At 36.5% G+C, this 21,925-nt stretch carries 24 protein-coding genes and 1 tRNA gene; 22 read left to right on the plus strand and 3 right to left on the minus strand.

Annotated elements, in window-relative coordinates:
* Nucleotides 1-282 precede the first annotated feature (282 nt).
* The 5 genes from H6W52_RS12545 (at nt 283) to H6W52_RS12565 (ending at nt 3,792) form a co-directional block, all read left to right on the plus strand.
* Nucleotides 283-930 carry an O-methyltransferase gene (locus H6W52_RS12545; RefSeq protein ID WP_087706780.1) on the plus strand — a complete coding sequence of 216 codons (648 nt, stop codon included), beginning with the start codon at nt 283-285 and terminating at the stop codon, nt 928-930.
* Between the two features lie 84 nt (nt 931-1,014).
* Nucleotides 1,015-1,731: a C40 family peptidase gene (locus tag H6W52_RS12550; RefSeq protein WP_116098658.1), complete on the plus strand. Its 717-nt coding sequence runs from the start codon at nt 1,015-1,017 to the stop codon at nt 1,729-1,731.
* A gap of 17 nt (nt 1,732-1,748) precedes the next feature.
* Nucleotides 1,749-2,216, plus strand: coding sequence for a DUF1648 domain-containing protein (locus tag H6W52_RS12555; RefSeq protein ID WP_116098659.1), 468 nt, complete (start codon nt 1,749-1,751; stop codon nt 2,214-2,216).
* Complete coding sequence (locus tag H6W52_RS12560; RefSeq protein WP_116098660.1) at nt 2,213-2,551, plus strand: cupin domain-containing protein; 339 nt, start codon at nt 2,213-2,215, stop codon at nt 2,549-2,551. Before H6W52_RS12555 ends, H6W52_RS12560 begins: the two co-directional genes overlap by 4 nt.
* An 11-nt stretch (nt 2,552-2,562) precedes the next feature.
* On the plus strand, nt 2,563-3,792 hold the full coding sequence (locus H6W52_RS12565) for a 3-deoxy-D-manno-octulosonic acid transferase (RefSeq protein ID WP_116098661.1): 1,230 nt from the start codon (nt 2,563-2,565) through the stop codon (nt 3,790-3,792).
* Here the strand turns inward: H6W52_RS12565 and H6W52_RS12570 are convergent.
* The 3 genes from H6W52_RS12570 to H6W52_RS12580 are packed head-to-tail and all read right to left on the minus strand — an operon-like array spanning nt 3,784 to nt 6,172.
* Entirely contained in the window at nt 3,784-4,410 is a 627-nt protein-coding gene (locus H6W52_RS12570) for a deoxyuridine 5'-triphosphate nucleotidohydrolase (RefSeq protein ID WP_116098662.1), read from the minus strand. The genes H6W52_RS12565 and H6W52_RS12570 overlap by 9 nt on opposite strands.
* A gap of 9 nt (nt 4,411-4,419) precedes the next feature.
* Nucleotides 4,420-5,178: a glycosyltransferase family 2 protein gene (locus H6W52_RS12575; RefSeq protein WP_116098663.1), complete on the minus strand. Its 759-nt coding sequence runs from the start codon at nt 5,176-5,178 to the stop codon at nt 4,420-4,422.
* Between the two features lie 10 nt (nt 5,179-5,188).
* Complete coding sequence (locus H6W52_RS12580) at nt 5,189-6,172, minus strand: acyltransferase family protein (protein WP_123891976.1); 984 nt, start codon at nt 6,170-6,172, stop codon at nt 5,189-5,191.
* Nucleotides 6,173-6,365: 193 nt separating this feature from the next.
* Between H6W52_RS12580 and H6W52_RS12585 the strand changes: the two genes are divergently transcribed.
* From H6W52_RS12585 to H6W52_RS12665, 17 genes are all read left to right on the plus strand, one after another.
* Nucleotides 6,366-6,839, plus strand: coding sequence for a lipocalin family protein (locus H6W52_RS12585; RefSeq protein WP_076390610.1), 474 nt, complete (start codon nt 6,366-6,368; stop codon nt 6,837-6,839).
* 176 nt (nt 6,840-7,015) lie between these two features.
* Complete coding sequence (gene leuS / locus H6W52_RS12590; protein ID WP_116098665.1) at nt 7,016-9,829, plus strand: leucine--tRNA ligase; 2,814 nt, start codon at nt 7,016-7,018, stop codon at nt 9,827-9,829.
* Between the two features lie 240 nt (nt 9,830-10,069).
* The gene (locus H6W52_RS12595) at nt 10,070-10,933 is read left to right on the plus strand and encodes a MotA/TolQ/ExbB proton channel family protein (RefSeq protein WP_076390612.1); all 864 of its coding nucleotides are present in this window, start codon (nt 10,070-10,072) and stop codon (nt 10,931-10,933) included.
* Nucleotides 10,934-10,994: 61 nt separating this feature from the next.
* Entirely contained in the window at nt 10,995-11,603 is a 609-nt protein-coding gene (locus tag H6W52_RS12600; protein WP_076390613.1) for an ExbD/TolR family protein, read from the plus strand.
* Between the two features lie 12 nt (nt 11,604-11,615).
* A complete protein-coding gene (locus H6W52_RS12605; RefSeq protein WP_076390614.1) occupies nt 11,616-12,188 on the plus strand; it encodes an ExbD/TolR family protein in 573 nt (190 codons plus the stop codon).
* A 24-nt stretch (nt 12,189-12,212) separates the two neighbouring features.
* Complete coding sequence (locus H6W52_RS12610; RefSeq protein WP_087706763.1) at nt 12,213-13,055, plus strand: energy transducer TonB; 843 nt, start codon at nt 12,213-12,215, stop codon at nt 13,053-13,055.
* 74 nt (nt 13,056-13,129) lie between these two features.
* Entirely contained in the window at nt 13,130-13,327 is a 198-nt protein-coding gene (locus H6W52_RS12615) for a C4-dicarboxylate ABC transporter (RefSeq protein WP_175608782.1), read from the plus strand.
* Nucleotides 13,317-14,189 carry a PstS family phosphate ABC transporter substrate-binding protein gene (locus H6W52_RS12620; protein WP_116098666.1) on the plus strand — a complete coding sequence of 291 codons (873 nt, stop codon included), beginning with the start codon at nt 13,317-13,319 and terminating at the stop codon, nt 14,187-14,189. The genes H6W52_RS12615 and H6W52_RS12620 overlap by 11 nt, the downstream gene beginning before the upstream one ends.
* A gap of 96 nt (nt 14,190-14,285) precedes the next feature.
* Nucleotides 14,286-15,935: a tetratricopeptide repeat protein gene (locus H6W52_RS12625; RefSeq protein WP_116098667.1), complete on the plus strand. Its 1,650-nt coding sequence runs from the start codon at nt 14,286-14,288 to the stop codon at nt 15,933-15,935.
* 81 nt (nt 15,936-16,016) lie between these two features.
* Complete coding sequence (gene bshB1, locus H6W52_RS12630; RefSeq protein WP_116098668.1) at nt 16,017-16,736, plus strand: bacillithiol biosynthesis deacetylase BshB1; 720 nt, start codon at nt 16,017-16,019, stop codon at nt 16,734-16,736.
* Between the two features lie 35 nt (nt 16,737-16,771).
* A tRNA-His gene (locus H6W52_RS12635) sits at nt 16,772-16,847 on the plus strand.
* 522 nt (nt 16,848-17,369) lie between these two features.
* Nucleotides 17,370-18,071: a DUF4255 domain-containing protein gene (locus H6W52_RS12640; RefSeq protein ID WP_116098669.1), complete on the plus strand. Its 702-nt coding sequence runs from the start codon at nt 17,370-17,372 to the stop codon at nt 18,069-18,071.
* A gap of 24 nt (nt 18,072-18,095) precedes the next feature.
* A complete protein-coding gene (locus H6W52_RS12645) occupies nt 18,096-20,036 on the plus strand; it encodes a phage tail sheath C-terminal domain-containing protein (protein ID WP_116098670.1) in 1,941 nt (646 codons plus the stop codon).
* A 24-nt stretch (nt 20,037-20,060) separates the two neighbouring features.
* A complete protein-coding gene (locus H6W52_RS12650) occupies nt 20,061-20,498 on the plus strand; it encodes a phage tail protein (protein ID WP_087707516.1) in 438 nt (145 codons plus the stop codon).
* Nucleotides 20,499-20,509: 11 nt separating this feature from the next.
* Nucleotides 20,510-20,968, plus strand: coding sequence for a phage tail protein (locus tag H6W52_RS12655; RefSeq protein WP_116098671.1), 459 nt, complete (start codon nt 20,510-20,512; stop codon nt 20,966-20,968).
* 13 nt (nt 20,969-20,981) lie between these two features.
* Nucleotides 20,982-21,155 (plus strand): DUF5908 family protein, encoded by a 174-nt coding sequence (locus H6W52_RS12660; RefSeq protein ID WP_157967252.1) that lies wholly within the window; start codon nt 20,982-20,984, stop codon nt 21,153-21,155.
* Nucleotides 21,152-21,922 (plus strand): hypothetical protein, encoded by a 771-nt coding sequence (locus H6W52_RS12665; RefSeq protein WP_116098672.1) that lies wholly within the window; start codon nt 21,152-21,154, stop codon nt 21,920-21,922. The genes H6W52_RS12660 and H6W52_RS12665 overlap by 4 nt, the downstream gene beginning before the upstream one ends.
* The last annotated feature ends 3 nt before the right edge of the window (nt 21,923-21,925 follow it).

Here is a 21,925-nt window from a genome sequence, read left to right on the forward strand (position 1 = left end):
AATGAATTGGATAGTTCCGGTTTAGTTTTTTTAGAAAAAGAATCCACAGTGCTTTTACGCACTGTAGTCTTCTGATTTCTCTGGTTAATTTGTTTTTTTTCCGCAAGCATTATGTCGTGTGTTTTTACCCTTCAATGCAAAGTTAGGCTTATTCGCAGACGAGACCATCCGTATTTTTACGGTAATTAAACTGGGGGATTTTCCCATCTTTCCGGAATCTTTAGGATTGTTCCCGCTTTTTTGTTATATTTAAGTAAATTTGACCGAAATAAAATTTGCAGCATGAGCTTTTTTGAAGAAAAACTTCCAGAAATGGACAGGTACCTTGAAACACACGCTTCATCGGAGCCTGAAATTCTGAGAAAACTGAGAAGGGAAACGTATCAGAAGACCACACAGCCACACATGATCTCCGGTTATCAGCAGGGAAGATTGTTAACCATCATTTCGCAGATGATGCAGCCGAAAAATATTCTGGAAATAGGGACTTTTACAGGCTATGCAACACTTTGTCTGGCAACAGGAATGGCAAAAGACGGAAAAATCACCACTTTGGATGTGAATGAAGATTTGGCATATCTTCCTAAAAAGTATTTCGCGGAAAGCGAATATGCTTCTCAGATTCATTTCAGGCTTCAGGATGCGAAGGAATTTCTAAGAGAAACCGATGAGGTTTTTGATCTGGTTTTCATTGATGCCGACAAAGAAAATTATGCAGAATATTTCAGATTAATAAAGCCAAGAACAAAATCCGGCTCGGTGGTGATGTTTGATAATGTTCTCTGGTACGGAAAAGTTCTGGAAGAAAATCCGAAACAGAAATCTACGCAGGTCATTAAGGAACTGAATGATTTGATTGCAAAAGATGATGATTTTGAAAATCTTATTTTACCTTTGCGTGACGGGCTGAATTTTTTACGCAGAAAGTAATTTGAGGTTGAGTTTAAGGTTAAGATTTTACAGCGTATTTTCTCAACCTGAACCAAAGTCTTAACCTTTTAATTAGAAAAATAAATGAATAAAGGAATTTGTGTTGTTACAGTAGCTCCCGTTCGTGCAGAAGGTTCGGACAGGGCAGAAATTGTTACGGAAATATTATTTGGGGAAAGTGCAGATATTCTGGAAGTGAATAAGAACTGGACCAGAATAAAAATGCATTATGACGGCTATGAAGGATGGATGGATACGAAACAGCTTAAACCTGTAACAGACGAATATCTGACTAAACGGAAAGTAACCGTTGTAACTGAAGACTTTTCTTCTGTCTTGATGAATGACGGTAAAACACTTCTTTCCATGGGTTCGGAAGTTGAATTTCCTGCGGTTGCGTCAAGAAGAAGTCACGACGTGCGAGAAAGTATTGCTTTAACAGCAAAAGAATTCCTGAATGTGCCATATTTATGGGGCGGTAAAAGCTTTTTTGCAGTAGACTGCTCAGGTTTTACACAGTTGGTTTACAAAATTCACGACATAAAATTACCGAGAGACGCTTCACAGCAGGTTGAGGTGGGAGAATCATTAAGCTTTGTTGAAGAAAGTCAGCCGGGAGATCTGGCGTTTTTTGAAAATCCGGAAGGAAAAATCATCCACGTCGGAATCATGCTGGATAACCAGAGAATTATTCACGCTTCCGGAAAAGTGCGAATCGACACGCTCGATTCTACAGGAATTTTTAACAAAGAAATGAATAAACATACCCATAAGCTAAGAGTAATTAAAAGTTTGCTTTAACTTAAAATCTGTCTGAAATGGAAAATATTCTCTTTGCAGTTTTTGATATTTTTAATTTCGGATTACTGGTTTTTCTGTGGTGGTTTACAGTGAAACATTATAAATCGCTGCCTAATATCATTCCCATTCATTTTGATTTAGACGGTAAGGCAGATAATTTCGGGAGTAAGAAATTTGCTTTTCTGTTACCCGTTTTTGCTTTGGTTTTTTACATTTTGTTCGCCTATACGGTTCGCGATCCGGGATCTTCAAATTTTCCGGTGAAAATTACTCCGGAAAATGAATATGCCCAGTTTCTCATCATGAAAATTTTCATCCGGTGGCTGTATGTTTTAATCATGATGATTTTTCTGAACAGTCAGGACTATATGTTCAGATATTCTTTTGATGAGAATGCAAAGCCGAAAATTAAAATAGCTACAGTAATTCTTTCTGTTCTGGGAAGTGTGATAACGGTTCTAATGATTAGTTCTCAATTTAAATGATACAGTCTAAAAATAATTCCGAACATTATATTTGGGGAGACAACTGCGGTAGCTGGATTCTGAAAAATGATGGTAAATTATCCATAAAGCAGGAAATCATGCCTTCCGGAACTTCGGAAAAACTGCATTTTCATCATCTCGCAGAACAGTTTTTTTATATTTTAAAAGGGAAAGCTGTCTTTTTTATTGATGGCGAAAGGTGGTCTGTAAAAAACGGTGAAAGCATTACAATTACACCAAAATCTAAACATTATATTGCTAATGAATCTGATGAAGATCTGGAATTTTTAGTCATTTCCAGTCCTTCGACTGATAACGACAGAACGGAAGTTTAAAACTCATACATATGGCTTTCTTTTACAACATATTTATCCATCTGCTCATCTTCGGGATGAAGGTTTTTGCGTTATTCAATGACAAAACTAAAAAAGGCGTTGAAGGCAGAAAAGAATCTTTAGAAAAGGTGAAATCCGGTTTTAAAAAATCTGATAAAGTGATCTGGATGCACGCATCAAGTCTTGGAGAATATGAACAGGGACTGCCTGTTTTGGAACAGTTGAAAGAAAGATTTACGGATCATAAAATTTTAGTCACTTTCTTTTCTCCATCCGGTTATGAAAACGTGGTAAAAAAGAAACCTATTGCGGATGTGATCTGTTATCTTCCTTTCGATAAGAAATCTGCTGTAAAAGAATTTACAGACCATTTTGATGTTCAACTATTTTTTACGGTGAAGTATGATTACTGGTATCATCTTCTGGATGAGCTTAAAAATAAAGGCGCAAAAACGTATGTGATTTCAGCTTTGTTCTACGATCGTCAGTCGTTTTTTACATCGTATGGAAAATGGTTTGTACAGCAGCTTCAGAAAAATATCGATTGGTTTTTTCATCAGACCCAAATGTCCTTTGCTCTGGCTAAAAGCATTGGATTAACAAAATCTTCGGTAACAGGAGATACGAGATTTGACCGTGTAAAACAGTTGAGGCATCGAGACAATCAAGTAGATTGGATTAAAGATTTTATTGGCGAAGATAAAACCGTTGTCTTCGGAAGTTCGTGGCAGGCGGAAGAAAAGATTGCGCTGGAAGTTTCGCAGGGAAGTCCTTACGCAAAATTAATTATTGCTCCGCACGATCTGAAGAGAGTTTCCCATTTGAAACAGCTTTTTCCGGAAGCCATTTTATACAGTGAAATTAAAAATTCTGTTGAGGATTTTAACTCAAATATTTTAATTATCGACAGCATCGGTTTGCTTTCAAAATTGTATTCTTACGCCGATGTTGCGGTGGTAGGAGGAGGGTTTCATGAGGCGGGACTTCACAATATTCTGGAAGCGGCAACCTTTGGCGTTCCGGTAATTTTCGGAAATCAGTACAGAAAAAATCCTGAAGCAGACGGTCTTATTTCGGCGGATGGAGGAAGATCTTTTGAAAATGCAGGTCTTGCTGCAGATTTTGTTCTGTTTTTAATTAATAATGAAGATTCGCTTCAGGCAATGTCTGAAAATGCTGAAAAATTTGTCTCTGAAAAACCGAATTCTACGGAACTGATCTTACAGAAAATCTTATCGTAAAAATCCCTGATTTTTAATGTCTTTGATGATCTGGTCAAAATTTTCCGGAATCTTATCGCTAGTCAGCCAGTTAAAATCGATCCCGTTGTTAATAAAAAGTTTGGATAAATATGTATTCTCAAGGATTTTATCTTTTAAATTATCCAGATGCTCATCAATTTCCATCCAGTAATCGACATCCAGTTTTTTGGTTAAAAGCAAAGCTTTCACCACTTTATTAATGATGTAGAGATACAGTTTATAAACATTATCGAATCTTTGTCGGCTCAGATCTTCATTGTATTCTAAAATCTCATTAATCAACAATAAATTAAGAGAAACTTCTCCGAATTTATCGGTCGTTACTTTTACGTGTTCAGTAATTTCACTGCTTATTTTGCGGATAATTCCAAGGAAATATTTCTGATTGCTGATGTATTTTGATGCCAGTAAAACTTTTTCGGAAACAATTTCCTCCATCGCATCTCTTTTATTGTCTGTGGTTTCAGGATCAATAAGTTCGAAGTATAGTTTTTTAGATAAAAGTTTATCTTTTTTTAATAATCTGAAAATCAGGCGGTCTTTTTCTACAGAAGAAAAATTGCTCAGAGCGGTTTTGAACTCTTTTGAATATTCCATTCAATAAAATTAATTAAAAATTTTCGAATATTTCAAAAATCCGTTGAATGCCCAGTTTGCGGTATAGTATAAAGATTTAACCGTAGAAAATCCCATGAAGTCTTTGTACACCAGATATTGATCTCTGATGATGTTTTTTTTCTTTCTGGAAACACTGTTTTCGCGCATCCTGTATTTAGCAAGTGTTTTATTCAGCGGATAGCCTTTCGGGATTTTTTTCAGAAGATTCAGCCACATCACATGATCTTCACGTTTGCTTTTCACGGGGAAGAAGAATTTTCCCACTCTTTTGGTGTCATACATGGTAGAAACCGGAGCCAGTCTGCAGGTTTTAAGCAGGTTGGAAAAGGTGACGATTGTATCGGCTTCAAAATCTTTTAGAACCGGTTGCATCGTATGTTCGTCACATCTGGAATAATTGCAGTACACCAATTCTGCATTGTTTTTATCCATAAACCCGATCATCTCCTCAAGATATTCGGGATACCAGAAATCATCGGAATCCAGAAAGGCGATGTAACGACCTTCCGCTCTTTCGAGGCTTTTATTTCGGGCATTTCCTGCGCCGCCGTTTTTTTCAAGAACCTGTACTTTTATTCTGGGATCATTATACTTTTGGATAAGTTCTACGGTGTTGTCTTGGGAACGATCATCCGAGATCAGCCATTCCCAGTTTTCATACGTCTGGCTGAGTACAGACTGTATGGTTTCCTCTATAAATTCTGCCGAATTGTAGGAGGGGGTTATTATCGAAACTAATTCTTTCATCTGTTGTGTTTTATAAAAATTTTTTCTCGTAAAAATGCCAGGAACTGATTCCTACTGCAATAACTACCATCATACATACAAAAGCCATCGCGTAAGGATTGTAATCTTTAAATAATCCCAGTGTGGTAAAAGTTCTGATGATCGGGAAATGGAAGATATAAATTCCATAGGTAAAATCGCCATATTTTCCGAAATTATTTAAAAACTTAAAAGAATATGCAATATATAGGACGATAATCCCGATCATCATCGGAGAAAAAAGCTGAATCTTTGTAAATAAATCGATCCAGACTGTTGCTAATGCGACAACAAAAAGAATGTTTTTATATTTGATGAATTTGTCGAAATTAAAATAGATCAGCATTCCCGGTATAAAATAAGACAGCGTTCCCGGAAGCTGTTTCGCCAGTGAAATCTTTCCCTGAAGCTCAAAATAATTAAGATAAATAAGAGAAAGGAAATAAAGAATTATTAAACTGATGTTTCTGTATTTATTGTTTTTTCCAAACAGTAAAAACATCAGCGGAACAGCAAAATAATAGCACATCTCTATCTTCAGTGTCCAAAGAGCTCCGTTGACTGCCTGATTTCCGAAAACTCCCGGAAGCCACGGTGCTTTAAAATTTAAAAAAATGGAATTCCAGAAAAGATATTTGTAGACCTGCGTATTACTAAAATATTCCCTGAATGAATAAGTGCTTACAAGACTGAGTAAAATGGCACAGAGAAAAACAACCAATAAATAAGCCGGAACAATTCTTCTGATTCTTTTGCTAATATAGCTTTTAAGACTGGAAGAATGCTCATAGCTTCTGGCGATGAGAAATCCGCTCACCACAAAAAAACCGAAAACGGCAATTTCGATAGGGCTGTGTTCCAGAAATTTCAGCTCCGGAGAAACGCTTAAAGCTCCAAGATGCCCTAAAAAAACGATGAAAGCGAGGAGAACACGGATAAAATCAAAATTATTTTTCGTAAGGTCTTGCATTTGCATTTGTTTGTTACAAAAATAGTTTTTTTCGCAGAAAAGATCATATTTCCGGTAATGAATGTTTGCTGAATAAAGGAAAAACAACGCTTTTGAAATGCCGATACACAGAAAACAATAAATTTTAACAATATTTTTTTAAAAAAATTGTATAATAATATAAATAAATCATAATTTTAGCGCTTGAAAAAATTGATATATGAAGAAATTAGCATTATTATTTGCAGGTTTATCATTATTTGTAGCAACAGGATGTAATAACGACGACGAAGTGGTGCAGGAAGCTCCGTTAGTGGGAGTTTGGCAGCCCGTGAAAAAAGTAGTAACCGTAGTTGCAATAGGAGAAGTTCCTGTTTCGGACGGTATTTCTTTTGATACCACTTGTCAGCAGACTTCAAGATGGACGTTCGCTTCCGGAAATGCAGGAACAAGAAAAGATATGGGAGACAGCGCAACGCCGGGAACCTGTACACCTACTTTCGACAGAACATTCACTTATACCTATGATAAAGATAGTAAAGCTATTCAGATAAAATATCAGGGAATTGTTCAGCCGGATCAGGGAAGAATTATCAGCATCAGCGATACTGCTTTAAACATCATGTTTGAAGACAAATCAGATCCTACCGAATTCCATTCTGAAACCTATACATTTAAGAGAATACCTCAGTAATAGTCTGAATTATCAATATAAAATACAAATCTCATCTACTGATGAGATTTTTTTATGCATTATTTCGTCAAATTTAAATTTCCATTTCTTTTAAAATCATTATTTTTGTGAAAATTAGAAAAGGAATTTAAAAGAATCCAGCATCTAATATCTTAACATCTAATATCTATAAAAAAGTGTTTTACGATCATCAGCAGATAGAAAAAAAGTGGCAGAAGTACTGGGAAGATAATCAAACGTATAAAACTTCCGACAACACAGACAAACCTAAATTTTATGTTCTCGATATGTTTCCGTATCCATCCGGAGCAGGACTTCACGTAGGTCATCCGCTTGGATATATCGCATCCGACATTTACGCGAGGTACAAAAGACATCAGGGTTTTAATGTTCTCCATCCGGTTGGCTACGACAGTTTCGGGCTTCCTGCTGAACAGTACGCGATTCAGACAGGGCAGCATCCTGCGATTACGACAGAGCAAAACATTACAAGATATGAAGAGCAGTTAAGAAAAATTGGCTTTTCTTTCGACTGGAGCAGAGAAGTAAGAACTTCCGATGCTTCTTATTACAAATGGACACAGTGGATTTTTATTGAGCTGTTCCATTCGTGGTATAATAAAGATACTGATAAAGCGGAGCCTATTTCATCTTTGGTTAAACGTTTTGAAGAAAAAGGAACGGAAGGATTAAATGCCAATCAGAACGATGAATTAAATTTCACGGCGGAAGAGTGGAAAGAAGCTTCAGAAATTGATAAAGAAGACATTTTATTAAATTACCGTTTGGCTTACAGAGCGGAAACCACTGTAAACTGGTGTCCTGCTTTGGGAACCGTTCTGGCAAATGATGAAGTGAAAGACGGAAAATCCGAAAGAGGAGGTTTTCCTGTTTTCCAGAAGAAAATGATGCAGTGGAGCATGAGGATTTCTGCGTACTCTGAAAGATTATTGCAGGGATTAAAAACTCTGGACTGGCCACAACCTTTGAAAGATTCTCAGGAATACTGGATCGGAAAATCTCAGGGAGCGCAGGTGAGATTCAATGTGGAAGGACATGACGAGATCGTTGAAGTCTTTACTACAAGACCGGATACTATTTTTGGAGCGACTTTTATCGTTCTGGCTCCGGAAAACCCTTTGGTGGAAACCATCACAACTGCAGAGCAAAAAGCTGAGGTAGATTCTTATATTGAAGAAACTTCTAAGAAAACGGAACGTGACAGAATGGCGGACGTGAAAAATGTTTCGGGGGCTTTCACGGGAAGTTATGCTTTAAATCCTTTCAGTGGAGAAAGAATGCCGATCTATATTTCAGATTATGTTTTGATGGGTTACGGAACGGGTGCTGTAATGGCGGTTCCTGCACATGACGAGCGCGATCACAGATTTGCAAAGAAATTTAATTTAGAAATTAAAAAAGTAGTGGAAACGGACGAAGATGTTCAGGAAGCTTCTTTCGATTCTAAAGATTCGGTTTGCGTAAATTCTGATTTCTTAAATGGATTAAGTTATAACGATGCAAAGGCATTGATTATTTCTGCTATTGAGAAAAAAGGAATCGGACACGGAACAACGAACTACAGACAGCGTGATGCGATTTTCTCAAGACAAAGATATTGGGGAGAACCGGTTCCTATCTATTATAAGGATGGAATGCCTTATACATTGCCAACTTCCGCTTTGCCTTTGGAACTTCCTGAAGTTGAAAAATATCTGCCGACTGAAGACGGAGATCCACCTTTAGGAAATGCGAAAACATTTGCGTGGGACGAAGCCAACCAAAAAGTAGTCGATACCAATTTAATTGATGAAAAAACAGTTTTCCCGTTAGAATTATCTACAATGCCGGGTTGGGCAGGAAGTTCTTGGTATTTCCTTAGATATATGGATCCTAATGATGATGAGGTTTTTGTTAAAAAAGAACTGGCTGATTATTGGGGACAGGTGGATTTATATATTGGAGGTAGCGAACACGCAACCGGTCACTTGTTATATTCTCGTTTTTGGAATATGTTCTTAAAAGATAGAGGATACATTAGTCAAGATGAGCCTTTCCAAAAGTTGATTAACCAAGGGATGATTTTGGGGATGAGTGCTTTTGTTTATAGAGTTGACGGAACTAATCAATATGTTTCTAAAAATTTAGCAAAAGATTATACAACTCAGGCAATCCACGTTGATGTATCTTTATTAAAAGGAACTTCTGATGAACTGGATACTGAAGCTTTCAAAGCTTGGAGACCGGATTACGCAGATGCGGAATTTATTTTGGAAGACGGAAAATACATCACAGGTCGTGATGTAGAAAAAATGTCCAAGTCAAAATACAATGTGGTAAATCCTGACGATATTTGCGAAGAATACGGAGCAGACGGTTTAAGATTGTATGAAATGTTCTTAGGTCCGTTGGAACAATCAAAGCCTTGGAACACGCAAGGCCTGAGTGGAGTTTACGGTTTTCTTAAAAAGTTCTGGAATTTATATTTTGACGGAGATACGTTCTCGGTTTCCGATGAAGAGCCAACCAAAGCGGAATACAAAGTTTTACATACCTTAATAAAGAAGGTGGTTTACGATATTGAAAACTTCTCTTTCAATACGTCTGTCTCTTCATTTATGATCGCTGTAAACGAACTGCAAAAAATAAAATGCAACAAACGCAATATTTTAGAACCTTTAGCCGTTATCATTTCTCCGTATGCACCTCACATCTGTGAAGAGCTTTGGAGTTTATTGGGGCATCAGGATTCTATAGAATTTGAAAAAATCCCTTTATTGAACGAGGATTACTTAGTGGAGGATGAGATTTTGTATCCGGTAAGCGTTAACGGAAGAATGAAGTTTAAAATTTCACTTTCTGCACAGCTTTCACCTAAAGAAGTGGAGGAAGTGGTACTTAAAGACGAAAAAATGTTGCAGATTCTGGAAGGGAAGACCCCGACGAAAATCATTGTAGTGCCTCACAGAATTGTGAATATAGTAATTTAAAAAAAAATTAACATTGGCAAATTAAAAAAAATGAAGGCTTAAATTTTTTGATTTTTTAACGTAAATGTTAAAATTGAAAAATATTACCAAAAAAAGAGAAAATAATTGTAATATCGAAAGTGTATTAAATTTTCTTTATCAAAAAAATGGCAAATGTTTATTTAAGACTCTTGCATTTTAATTATTTTTGCCTTTAATTTACACCTTGTAAAATTTTAAAACAATATAATTTAGTTAAATATGGAAATGAATGTTTCAAAAAATGATGAGCAAGTAATTGCTAGAAAGTCGGGAGGTTTAAACCCAGCTGTAATTATTCCTATTATCTTTGCAATAGGAGTTTGTATTTATTTATTCGTTCTAGGTAACCCGGGAAACTTTAAAGATGCTAATGAATTAGGAGGAGCATCTGTTGCTTTTGCTGACAAGGAGGGGAAAGACATTCACCCAGAATCGTTCTTAGGTATTATCTACAAAGGAGGGGTTATTGTACCAATCTTGATTACTTTCATGATCACGGTAATCGTTTTCTCTTTTGAAAGATATTTCGTTCTTAGCAAAGCTGCCGGAAAAGGAAACTTAGACAACTTCGTTGTACAGGTAAGAAGCTTACTAAACCAAAACAAAATTGATGAAGCTTTAGAAGAGTGCGACAGACAGCAAGGTTCTGTTGGTAACGTAGTAAAAGAAGGTCTTACTACTTACAAAGCTTTATCTCACGATACAACGCTTAACAAAGAGCAAAAAATGGTAGCGCTTAACAAAGCAATCGAAGAAGCGACTACTCTTGAAATGCCAATGCTTGAGAAAAACATGATGATCCTTTCTACTTTAGGTACTGTTGCAACGTTAGTAGCACTTTTAGGTACGGTAATCGGGATGATCAAGGCGTTCTTCGCATTAGGTTCAGGAGGGGGTACTCCGGATGCTGCTGCACTTTCTACAGGTATCTCTGAAGCCTTGATTAACACAGCTTTAGGTATTGGTACTTCAGCAATCGCTATTATCCTTTATAACTTCTTTACTTCTAAAATCGACGGATTAACTTATAAGATCGACGAGATCGCAATGAGCATCCAACAGTCTTTTGCTGAATTCAACTAAGAATTGTAGCAAGGAATTTGCAGTAAGTAAAAAGAAGTTTAATTAAAAATCATTAATAATAATGGCGAGAGTCAAACCAAAAAGACATGGAGTAGTGACGGATATGACGGCAATGTGTGACGTTGCGTTCCTACTGCTTACATTCTTTATCTTGACCACTCAGTTTAAAAAACCTGATGTGGAGCAGATTAAACCGCCATCTTCAATATCAGAGAAGTTACTTCCTGATGCAAGTTTGATGACCATCAACGCTACTCCGGACGGAAAATTTTATTTCCAGCCTGTAGAAAATGCATCAGAGAGACTACAGCTTTTAGACAATATGGGAAAAAAGTACGGAGTTACTTTTGACAATAATGAAAAAGCTGCATTCCAGAAAGTACAAGCAATTGGGGTTCCGATGAACCAGCTTAAGAGCTATCTTGATTTGCCAGATGACGAGCAGAAGAATTTCAAGAGTCCTACAGGGATTCCTATGGATAGTACGAATAAGCAGTTAGTAGACTGGGTAAAAGAAAGTTTGAACGTAAATCCTGATTACAAATTAGCAATCAAAGGAGACGTTACAACAGAATATCCGAAAGTTAAAAGCTTATTCGAGGGTTTAAGAGATATCGATTTTCTTAAATTTTGGTTGATTACATCACAAGAAGGTAAACCTAATGAATAATATCATTTAGAAATGGCAGAAGTACAAGTACAGGAAAAGGGCGCCAAAGGCGGCAAGGTACGTTCCAAGAAACAGAGTACCAGAGTCGATATGACTCCGATGGTGGACTTGGGTTTTCTATTGATTACCTTCTTTATGTTCACAACCACATTCTCTAAACCGAATGTAATGGATTTGGGTCTTCCGGCAAAACCGAAGGATGAAACAAAAAAACCACCTCCAACAGAAATTAAACTTTCGAACTCTATATCTTTATTATTAGGTAAAAACAATAAGATCTTCTGGCATCAGCAGGACAATACGTCTTTAACAGATCAGAATCTTAATGAAACTACTTTCGATAGAGAGGGAATCCGAAAAGTAATTGAGCAGGCAAAAGCAAATGCGGCTGATAAAACTAAATTTACAGTTATTATTAAGCCAACTGACGATGCTGTATATAAAAACTTCGTAGATATCCTGGACGAAATGGCAATTACTAAGAGTGAGCAGTACGGTGTTACTGATCTTAAACCTTGGGAAAAAGCTATTTACGATAGAAAAGTGGGTAACTCTGGTGCTGCAGCAGCTCCGGCTACTAAGTAATTTAAACCATAAAATTGTAAATCTATGGCAAACGAAAATGTATACGATCCTAATCTTACCTTAGATGAGATTGTATTTGAAAATAGAAACAAGGAATATGGTGCATACGATTTAAGACATCAGTATCCAAAACTTCTGACAAAATCTTTTATCGTTGGAACAGCATTATTCCTTATTGCGGCTTTGTCTCCATTTATCTATCTTACCATTAAGAGACTTACTGAACCTGAAAAACAAGAAGTTAAAGCAGATTTGGTAGAAATTCTTCAGGAAGATAAAATTATTGAACAGCCAAAAGAAGAAGAACCACCTCCACCACCTCCACCAAAAGAGGAAGAGAAAATTGAAATTATTCAGAACGTGGTTCCTGAGCCTGTAAAAGCTCCGAAAATTGAAACGCCACCTCCGCCAATTTCTAAGCAGTTAGAAACAACAACAGGTCTGGTAAATCAGGAAGGGGTAAAAGCTCCGGCTTACACTCCGCCGCCACCGCCACCATCAACAGGTACAAAGGCGTCTACCGCAGAAGTAAAACCTCAGGTAAGTGATACTCAGGTTTATACAGAAGTTGAGCAGACTGCTGAATTCCCTGGAGGTATTAATGCTTTCAGAAATAAAGTATCCAGTAACTTCGATGGTTCAGCGATGAACGGAGATGAAGGTACAGTAAAAACTGAAATCACTTTCGTTGTAGAAAGAGATGGAAGTATTACAGACGTTAAAGCTAGCGGTGGAAACTCTGACTTCAATGCTGAAGCAATCAGAACCATCAAGTCTATTAAAAATAAATGGACTCCTGCTAAAATTAACGGACAATCTGTACGTTATAGATTCAGATTACCTTTAACAATGAATTTTGAAGGATAAGATTTATCTTTAAATAATAATTAAAAAAGAGAAGCATTTGCTTCTCTTTTTATTTTTTTTGGTATTTTTGTTATATGATGTTCAATTGGTTATCCCTCGTTACGGGATTATTTTATATCGTTCTGGGAATCGTAGTAATGTATTACAGGTTTTTCTTCACAGTTCTGGAACCCGGAGTTGCCTATGCATTAGGCGGACTTCTTATTTTGTATGGAATTTTCAGAATTTACAGAGCGGTTACAAAAATTAAAAATTCAGGAAATGAAGAATAGTGTTAAGCTTCTAATGCTGTTTTTCATTAGCATAATAGCAGTTGGTTGTAAAAAAGAAGAAAAATCTCCATCTTACCATAAAGGAGAAATGACGATTCTTACGGATGAATCTTTTAAAAGTGTTACGGAAGCTTTAGCAGAAGGATATATGATTAATTATCCCGAAACAAAGATCAAAGTCGCTACGAAAAAAGAAGATCTCGGATTCATTGATTTATTAAACAATAAGACAAGAATCGTGGTAATGTCCAGAGATCTTACGCCGGAAGAAATTAAGACATACGAAGAACAGATCGAACTGAAGTTTTTACCTGCAAAATTCGCTGCAGATGCTGTTATTTTTATTGTTCCTAAAGACTCTCCTAAAGAAAGTATTACGATGGAAGAAATTCAGAAAGGATTGCAGTCGGATAATAAAGAATTTATTTTCGACGGAGCCAATTCCAGCAATCTGAATTTTGTGGCGCAGAAACTTAAAAAACAGCCGAAAGATTTAAAGTTTTCAGTTATTCCGGGAAGCAAGAATATTATTGAAGAACTTAATAAATACCCCGATAAAATAGGAGTTATCGGGCTCAATACATTCAGCCGTCCTTATGATAAAGAGTCTGAACAGTTGAGAAGCATGGTAAAGATTCTTCCTGTGGAAGACAAAGGAAAACTTTACACTACAGATTTTGAAAACCTCCGCAAAATGAATTATCCTTTTACCAGAGTTTTGTATTTTTTAACAAACGAAGGAAACTTCAATATTGCCAATGGTTTCATAAGGTATTCGTGCACTCAGCTTGGGCAGATGATCGTTCAGAAGGAAGGATTACAGCCTTACAATCTCTACAGAAGAGAAGTTCAAATGCGTTAAAAAGTATTAAATTAATCCTTTAACCAAAATAAATGTATTATTTTGGTCTGAAAATTGTGTATTACTTAAATCGAAATTTAGATTAGAAAATATAAAATGAAAGATATAATGAATATGAATGTAAAGAAGCTTGCCTTTGGAGCGGCTGTAGTGTTTTTTACCAACTTTGCCGTTGCACAAACTGTACAGGATGGTATCAACAGTATAGACAGTGATAAATATGCTCAGGCAAAAACTAATTTTACGAACATGATCGCTTCGGCGCCTACTGCAGAAAACTATTTCTATTTAGGAAATACGTACTTGAAGCAGGGTGAGCCAGATTATGCGGCAGCAACTGATAGTTTTAACAAAGGTCTTGCAGCAGATGGCAAAAGCTATTTAAATAAATTAGGTTTGGCAACTGTAAAACTGGGTAAAGGAGATAAGGGTGCTATTGCGGAAATTCAGAAAATCGTTACCGATTCAAAAGAAAAAGATGCAGAAGTTCTTTTCAGAGCGGCAGAAGCTTTAACTTTATTTGAGAAAAATAACTCTCCGGATTTGGCTATTCAGTATTTGAATAAAGCAATTGAAAGAGCAGAGAAAAAAGGTGTTCCGGCTCATTACTATTATACTTTAGGAGATGCTTACAGATTAAAAAGAATGCCCGGAGATGCAATGTCTGCTTATGACAAAGCGCTTCCTTTAGCTAAAAATAAAGCATCGGTTTATACAAGAATCGGGACTTTATGGATGGCTGCGCAACAGTGGCAACAGGCTAAAACAAGTATAGATAAGGCAATTGCTACAGATCCTTCTTATGCTCCGGCGTATAAAGCTCTTGCGGCTTACGATATCAGATATCAGCAAAATGCGAAAGCGACTCAGGATTTGATCAATTATACAAAATATGCCGATGAAGATCCCTATACGCAATTGGAAATCGCTAAACTTTATTTTACCAATGAAGATTACGCAAATTCTAAGCAGGTTTTAGATAAGATTTTTGATAAGATCAACGATCCTATTAAATTTAAACTGAGAGCATATCAGTTATATGCAGACGGAAAATATGCGGAAGCAAAACAGAACATGGATAGTTTTGTTTCTCAGGCTGATAAATCAAGGGTACAGCCTGCAGATCAAGGTTTACAGGGACTTATTGCCGCAGGTTTAGCAAAGACAGAAACGGATGCAGCTAAAAAAACAGCTTTAATGAACGAAGCTCAGCAGAAAATTGCCATCGCAAAAGCAGCTAAAGATGAAACCTTGAAGTGGGATATGGAATTGGTGAAAATCGCTGGAGGAGGAGCTTCTCAGGCTGATATTGATGCAGGACCTACAAACCCTACAATTGAAGGATTAAAGCAGAAAGTGGCTGCAAATGCTCAGGACTCAGATTCTTTATTCAAACTTGCGACTGCTTATCAGGATGCAAAGAACTGGAATGGTGCAATAGCTACATGGCAGAAAATGAATGCCCTTTTACCAGATTGGGCTCCGGGTTACTACAGCTTAGGATATTCTTATCAGCAGGCTGGAAATAATGATGCGGCTAAAATGGCGTATGAAAAATTCATCAGTACCGTAAAACCTGCAGAGCAGGAAGCTAATAAACAGACTTTAGCTTATGCTTACTTTGCTGTGGCATATATGTCTAAGGATTCTGATGTGGCGAAAGCAAAAGACTATGTTGCAAAATCTGTACAGTTGGATCCAACCTATCAGGATGCAGTAAAGTTGAATGCAGAAATCAACAAATAATTTAAACTTTAAATTATAATTAATGAAACTTCCCATTCGTAATGTTTGGGAAGTTTTTATTTTAATCCTATCTTTGATAGTATGAAAACAGATATATTAGCTTTTGGAGCGCATCCTGATGATGTAGAACTGGGATGCGGGGGAACGATAGCCAAAATGGTTTCAGAAGGTAAGACCTGCGTTATCGTTGATCTCACGAGAGGAGAACTCGGAACGAGAGGAACAGAAGAAACCAGAAAGGCAGAAGCCAATGATGCTGCAAGAATTTTAGGTGTTTCTATAAGAGAAAATCTTGAGATGAGAGATGGGTTTTTAGAAAATTCAGAGGATTATCAGATGAGGATCGTAAAAATGGTTCGCAAATACAGGCCGGAAATCGTCTTTGCCAATACAATTGATGATAGACATCCAGATCATGCAAAAGGAGCGAAATTAGTATCGGATGCGTGCTTTTTGTCCGGATTAAGAAAAATTGAAACGGTTTTGGAAGGGGAGATTCAGGAAGCGTGGAGACCAAAGCATATTTTTAACTATATGCAATGGAAAAATGTAGAGCCCGAATTCGTTATTGATATTTCAGAATTTTTGGATGCAAAAATTGCGGCATGCAAAGCATTTAAAACTCAGTTTTATGATCCAGATTCTAAGGAACCGGAAACCCCGATTACTTCAAAAAACTTTTTAGACAGCTTAACTTATCGCGCAATGGATTTGGGAAGACTATCGGGAATAGCTTATGCAGAGGGATTTACGTCTGAAAAGTTAATTGCTTTGAAAAATTTTGACGGAATTGTTTGGTAATTAAAAAATCTTTCCTATATTTGCACTCACAAAACGGTGATTGTAGCTCAGTTGGTTAGAGCGTCGGATTGTGGTTCCGAAGGTCGTGGGTTCGAGACCCATCATTCACCCAATAAAAGTACACTTTTCAAAAGTGTACTTTTTTATTTTACATCAAATCTAAGTTCAGATTTTCTTTAATTCTTACTGTAAAAAATTTATGGTAGACATGAAAAGCTACAGGCTAAACACAAGAATTGGATAACCTAAAGAAAAAAATCTGTTATAATTTCCTTAAGTTACTTCTATTTTTTGTCCTACAAATTTTTGCAAAAACAATGAGATTATTATTTAAATAATTCAGTATTGATATACTAAAGATTATTCTCTCAACGTAAGCAAAGAATTGTTGAATATTTTATAAACAGCCAGTGTGGATTCTGATACCAGAAAAACATCTGGAACTCATTAAATCAGTTCAGCCATTTATTCAACACTTACAAGCTTGTAACATCAAATCTGATAGTTTAAGCCTACTAATCTTTCCTATTTAAGTTTTAATAAAAAATAGTGATTTCCCCATCCCGGAATCAGGGTTTTTCCTGTAAGATAATGATTATGTGATGCATAAATTTGTTGATATAAATTAAAGTCATGAAAATCACAGAGTTCCTTTCAAAACTTGTTGCAGCAGTAAATGCAGAAATGGCAGGAACACCAATCGTTGAACTGGCAAATATTGCTACGCTTAATGATGGAGATGAATTTCTTTCTTCAAAATCTTCTATTATTTTATCCATTGTAAATATAGAAGAAGATAAAATACTTAAAAATCAGAGCTTATATAAAAATTATATTCCATCAAGCAATACCATAGCAAAATACAAAAATCCTACTCAGAATTTAATTTTATCACTTCTGTTCACATCTTATAATATAAAACAATCTGATTACGCTACAGGAATCGAAAAACTAGAGGTGGTAATTAGATACCTTCAAAACAACCGGGTTTTTTATTGGCAACCTCCCAATTATAATTTATTGAAAGACGAGCCAAAAGGCGTTTATGAAAAGTTCATTTTTGAAATAGTAAGCCTAAAAATCGATCAATTGAACCAAATGTGGTCTTATTTGGGTTCCAAATATATGCCTTCAGTATTGTATCAAGTAAGAATGATTCCTATCCAAAAAGAAGATAATCTTGAAAGTGAGGAAGTCATTAAAACCTCTAAAATACAATTGTGGGAAAATAACAAAGAAGATTTGGCAGGATTATTAGAAAGCGGAGAGTATGAAATAGAAGACGAAAAGTTACCCAAAAAAGATTGGAAAATAATTCCTGTAGAAAAAAAATAAATATAAACCAATAAATACTGTATCATGAATATTAGCTCAATCAAAACACCCGGAGTGTACATCAATGAGATTGATGCATTTCCTCCATCTATCGCCCAGGTTGCAACTGCAATTCCTGCCTTTGTAGGATATACACAGAAAGCAGCCTCTCTGAATGTTCCTACTCGGATTTCCTCCTTAATGGAATACGAGCAGTTTTTTGGCGGAGCTCCTTCTCCTGCAAATATTTCGGTAGATTTAGACAGTAATCTGCTTCCATTAGATACTTCTTCTGTTACAGAAAGCAAATTCAAGCTCTACAACAGTATGCGGTTATTTTATGCCAATGGTGGTGGAGAATGTTATATCGTTTCAATAGGACTTTATAGTGATGATCCTGCTTTTGATGCAGCTACCAAAGGAAAGTTTACATATGGAATTGATAAACTTGAAAAATATGACGAACCTACATTAATTGTATTTCCGGATGCTGTTAACTTATCAGCCGCTAATTTGGGAGCTGTACAATCATACTCATTAATGCAGTGTCAGAAACTGATGGACAGATTTACTATTATGGATGTAAAGCAAAGTTCTCCTGGAAATTTAATTAACGACTGTGAAGACTTCAGAGATGAAATAGGAAATCAGAATCTGAAATATGGAGCCGCTTACTATCCTTATTTACAGGCAAATTTTCCTTATCAGTTCAGATTCAATGATATTAACGGTATCGTCCCGGGAAAAGTAAATTTTGCTGCGATCTACGCAACAGATCTGAAAATAAAACCTTTACTGGATAACTTTGAGATCACTTATAAAAAAGTCTATCAAAATACAGCACCAAAAGGATTCAGCGTAAAATGGAGTGAACAGAATAATGATAAAGTAATGATTTTAAACGACTTTAGCAATTCCAAAGTTTACGTGAACCAGTTATGGGATTATCTGAAAATTCTTGGGGAGACTACAACTTTAGCCAATCCGTTTAAAACTTATGTACAGAGCTTAATTCAGGTTTCTCTGAAACAATATGCTCAGAAATTGGTTGATTTTAAAGATATCTATGATAATCTGCAAATCGCAGGCGCTGATCCAGATGTAGATCCACCTATTAACTTAACCCCGCTTGAAGCTAATCCGGATGCTCATTTTGACGATACCATCTGGAGAAATGGAGCATTTGCTGCCTCAGCCGTAAATCCTTACATGGGAGCGTTAGTCACTGCTGGTTTAGCGGATAAAGCAAAAATTCAGGCAGCTTTGGATAAACTTAATTCCCAGATGATTGCTGCTGTTAATTCCGCAGTCAGTGCATTGGAAAATTATGTAATGGAGGAAGAAAGTAATCTGATTTCTAACATTCCGCTTTTCTCAGTTATTGTTTCAAAGCTTTCCCAATCGATGAATACAGTTCCTCCTTCAGGAGCGGTAGCAGGGATTTATGCGCAGACAGATGCTACAAGAGGCGTTTGGAAAGCACCTGCAAACGTAAGTGTAAACGGAATAATAGGATTAGCAGACGACATCAACGATAAAGATCAGGAAAACATGAACATTCATGAAACCGGAAAATCTATCAATGCCATCCGAAAATTTACAGGAAGAGGAAATCTTGTCTGGGGTGCGAGAACTTTAGCAGGAAACAGCAACGACTGGCGATATGTAAATGTAAGACGATTAGCCAACATGATTGAAGAATCTGTAAAAAAAGCCTGTATGCAGTTTGTATTTGAACCCAACGTAGCACAAACATGGATTAATGTAAAAGGAATGATCCAAAACTACTTAACAACCCTTTGGAACGATGGTGCTTTGGCTGGAGCGAAACCGGAACACGCATTTTTTGTGGCAGTCGGACTCAACCAAACCATGTCTGCACAGGATATTCTGGATGGGAAAATGATTGTAAAAGTAGGATATGCTCCTTCAAGGCCAGCAGAATTTATCATTTTGGAATTCAAACAAATGCAGCAAAAATCTTAATTATTAACTCTAAAACTATACATCATGCCAAATACAGATTTTCCGCTACCTAAGTTTCACTTCAGTGTAGAATGGGGCGGCAGCAAAATAGCTTTTACAGAAGTGTCCGGATTAAACAAAGAAATGGATGTTATTGAACATCGGGTAGGTTCAAGCCCTGAGTTTTTTAAAAAGAAAATGCCCGGATTACAGAAATTAAGCAATATTACACTCAAAAGAGGAGTGTTTGCCGGAGATAATGAATTTTACGATTGGTATAATACAGTTGCATTAAATACCGTAGAACGACGCAATATCACGATCTCTTTACTGGACGAAAACCACGAACCCAAAGTGGTCTGGAAAGTAAAAGACTGTTTTATAGTTTCTTTAAAATGCACCGATATGAAATCTGATGCCAACGAAGCAGCCATAGATACAGTAGAAATAGCCAACCACGGATTTACAATGGAACACGTATAAATCTAAACATCATGCCTGAAAGCAATCCCATTCCCGGTTTTTACTTTTCTGTAATCTTTGAGTTGTTGCCGCAATTTAATGTAGATACAAAATTTCAAAGTGTTAACGGACTGAAAGTTACCATGGAAACCGAACCTTATACCGAAGGCGGACAAAATAAATTCAAGCATCATTTGCCACTGCGTTCCGGATACCAGGATTTGGTTCTGAAAAGAGGGCTTACCTCGGATATGTCTGGTTTATCTATGTGGTGCAGTCAGGCGTTGGAAGATTTTGTTTTCTCTCCTGCCAATCTCATTATTTCCTTGTTAAACGAAAAAGGAAATCCTCTGAAAGTATGGTATGTATCACACGCCATTCCATTAAGTTATGAATTCAGTGATTTTGATGCCGAACAGAATAAAATTGTCATTGAGACCATTACATTGAAGTATAACTTTTTCAAAGAACTTCCGGTTCCTAATTTTTAATAATGATTAAAAGATGGCTATTCAGATTAAAGAATTACACATTAAAGTGAAGATTGAAGAAGAGCTGGTACATTCTGCCCGTTCTCAGCAAAATGATCCTTTAAAAATACAGGAACTAAAATCGCAGCTCATTAAAGAGTGTACTCGTGAAGTATTGGAAAAACTTAAAGAAAGAAAAGAAAGATGATACAGGCAGCATTAGGGATTATAGACAAAATGAGGATAGAAGTATATGAAACGAGCGACTATAAAAAAACTCCTAAAAAAACCATTTTCGTACAGCTAAATCCAGAGAAATATATCCGCCGGAACAATGTCGTATTTTCTGAAGACCAGCCTATAGGAGCATCTTCTGGCAACTTGGGATTCAATAAAATAGATGGGGAAGAAGTAACGTTTGATTTTGTTTTTGACAGCTCTGGCGTTGTCCCGCCGGGAAAAATAAAAGACGGAAAAGGAGAAATGTCTTTGCTGGATAAAGCAGGAGATGTCCTTGGTGCGCTTTCTCCTGCCATCGTTAATCCTTTTACAGAAGTAAAATCTGTGGAAGAAGACGTTGAAGCATTTAAGAATCTTACTATTGGCTACAACGGAGATACTCATCAAACAGCCTATCTCCAGATTCTTTGGGGAGGATTCAAATTGCAGTGCCGTCTTAAAAGTATGGACATCGAATACACTCTTTTCAGAAAAGACGGAAGACCCATAAGAGCTAAAGTTAAATGTGTTTTTAAAGCAACCACAACCCATCAGATTATGGTTGCACAGCAGAATAAAACCTCGCCGGATCTTACCCACTTCAGAACCGTTACAATGAATGACAAGCTGCCACTGATGGCAGAAAACATCTACGAAAATGCTTCGTATTATATAGATGTTGCCCAAACCAACCAATTATTAAGTTTCAGAAAAATAGAAACCGGACAAAATATTTCGTTTCCGCCCATTAAATAAAAT

This window comes from Chryseobacterium sp. C2(2020), assembly GCF_014218915.1.
GTDB lineage: Bacteria > Bacteroidota > Bacteroidia > Flavobacteriales > Weeksellaceae > Chryseobacterium > Chryseobacterium mucoviscidosis.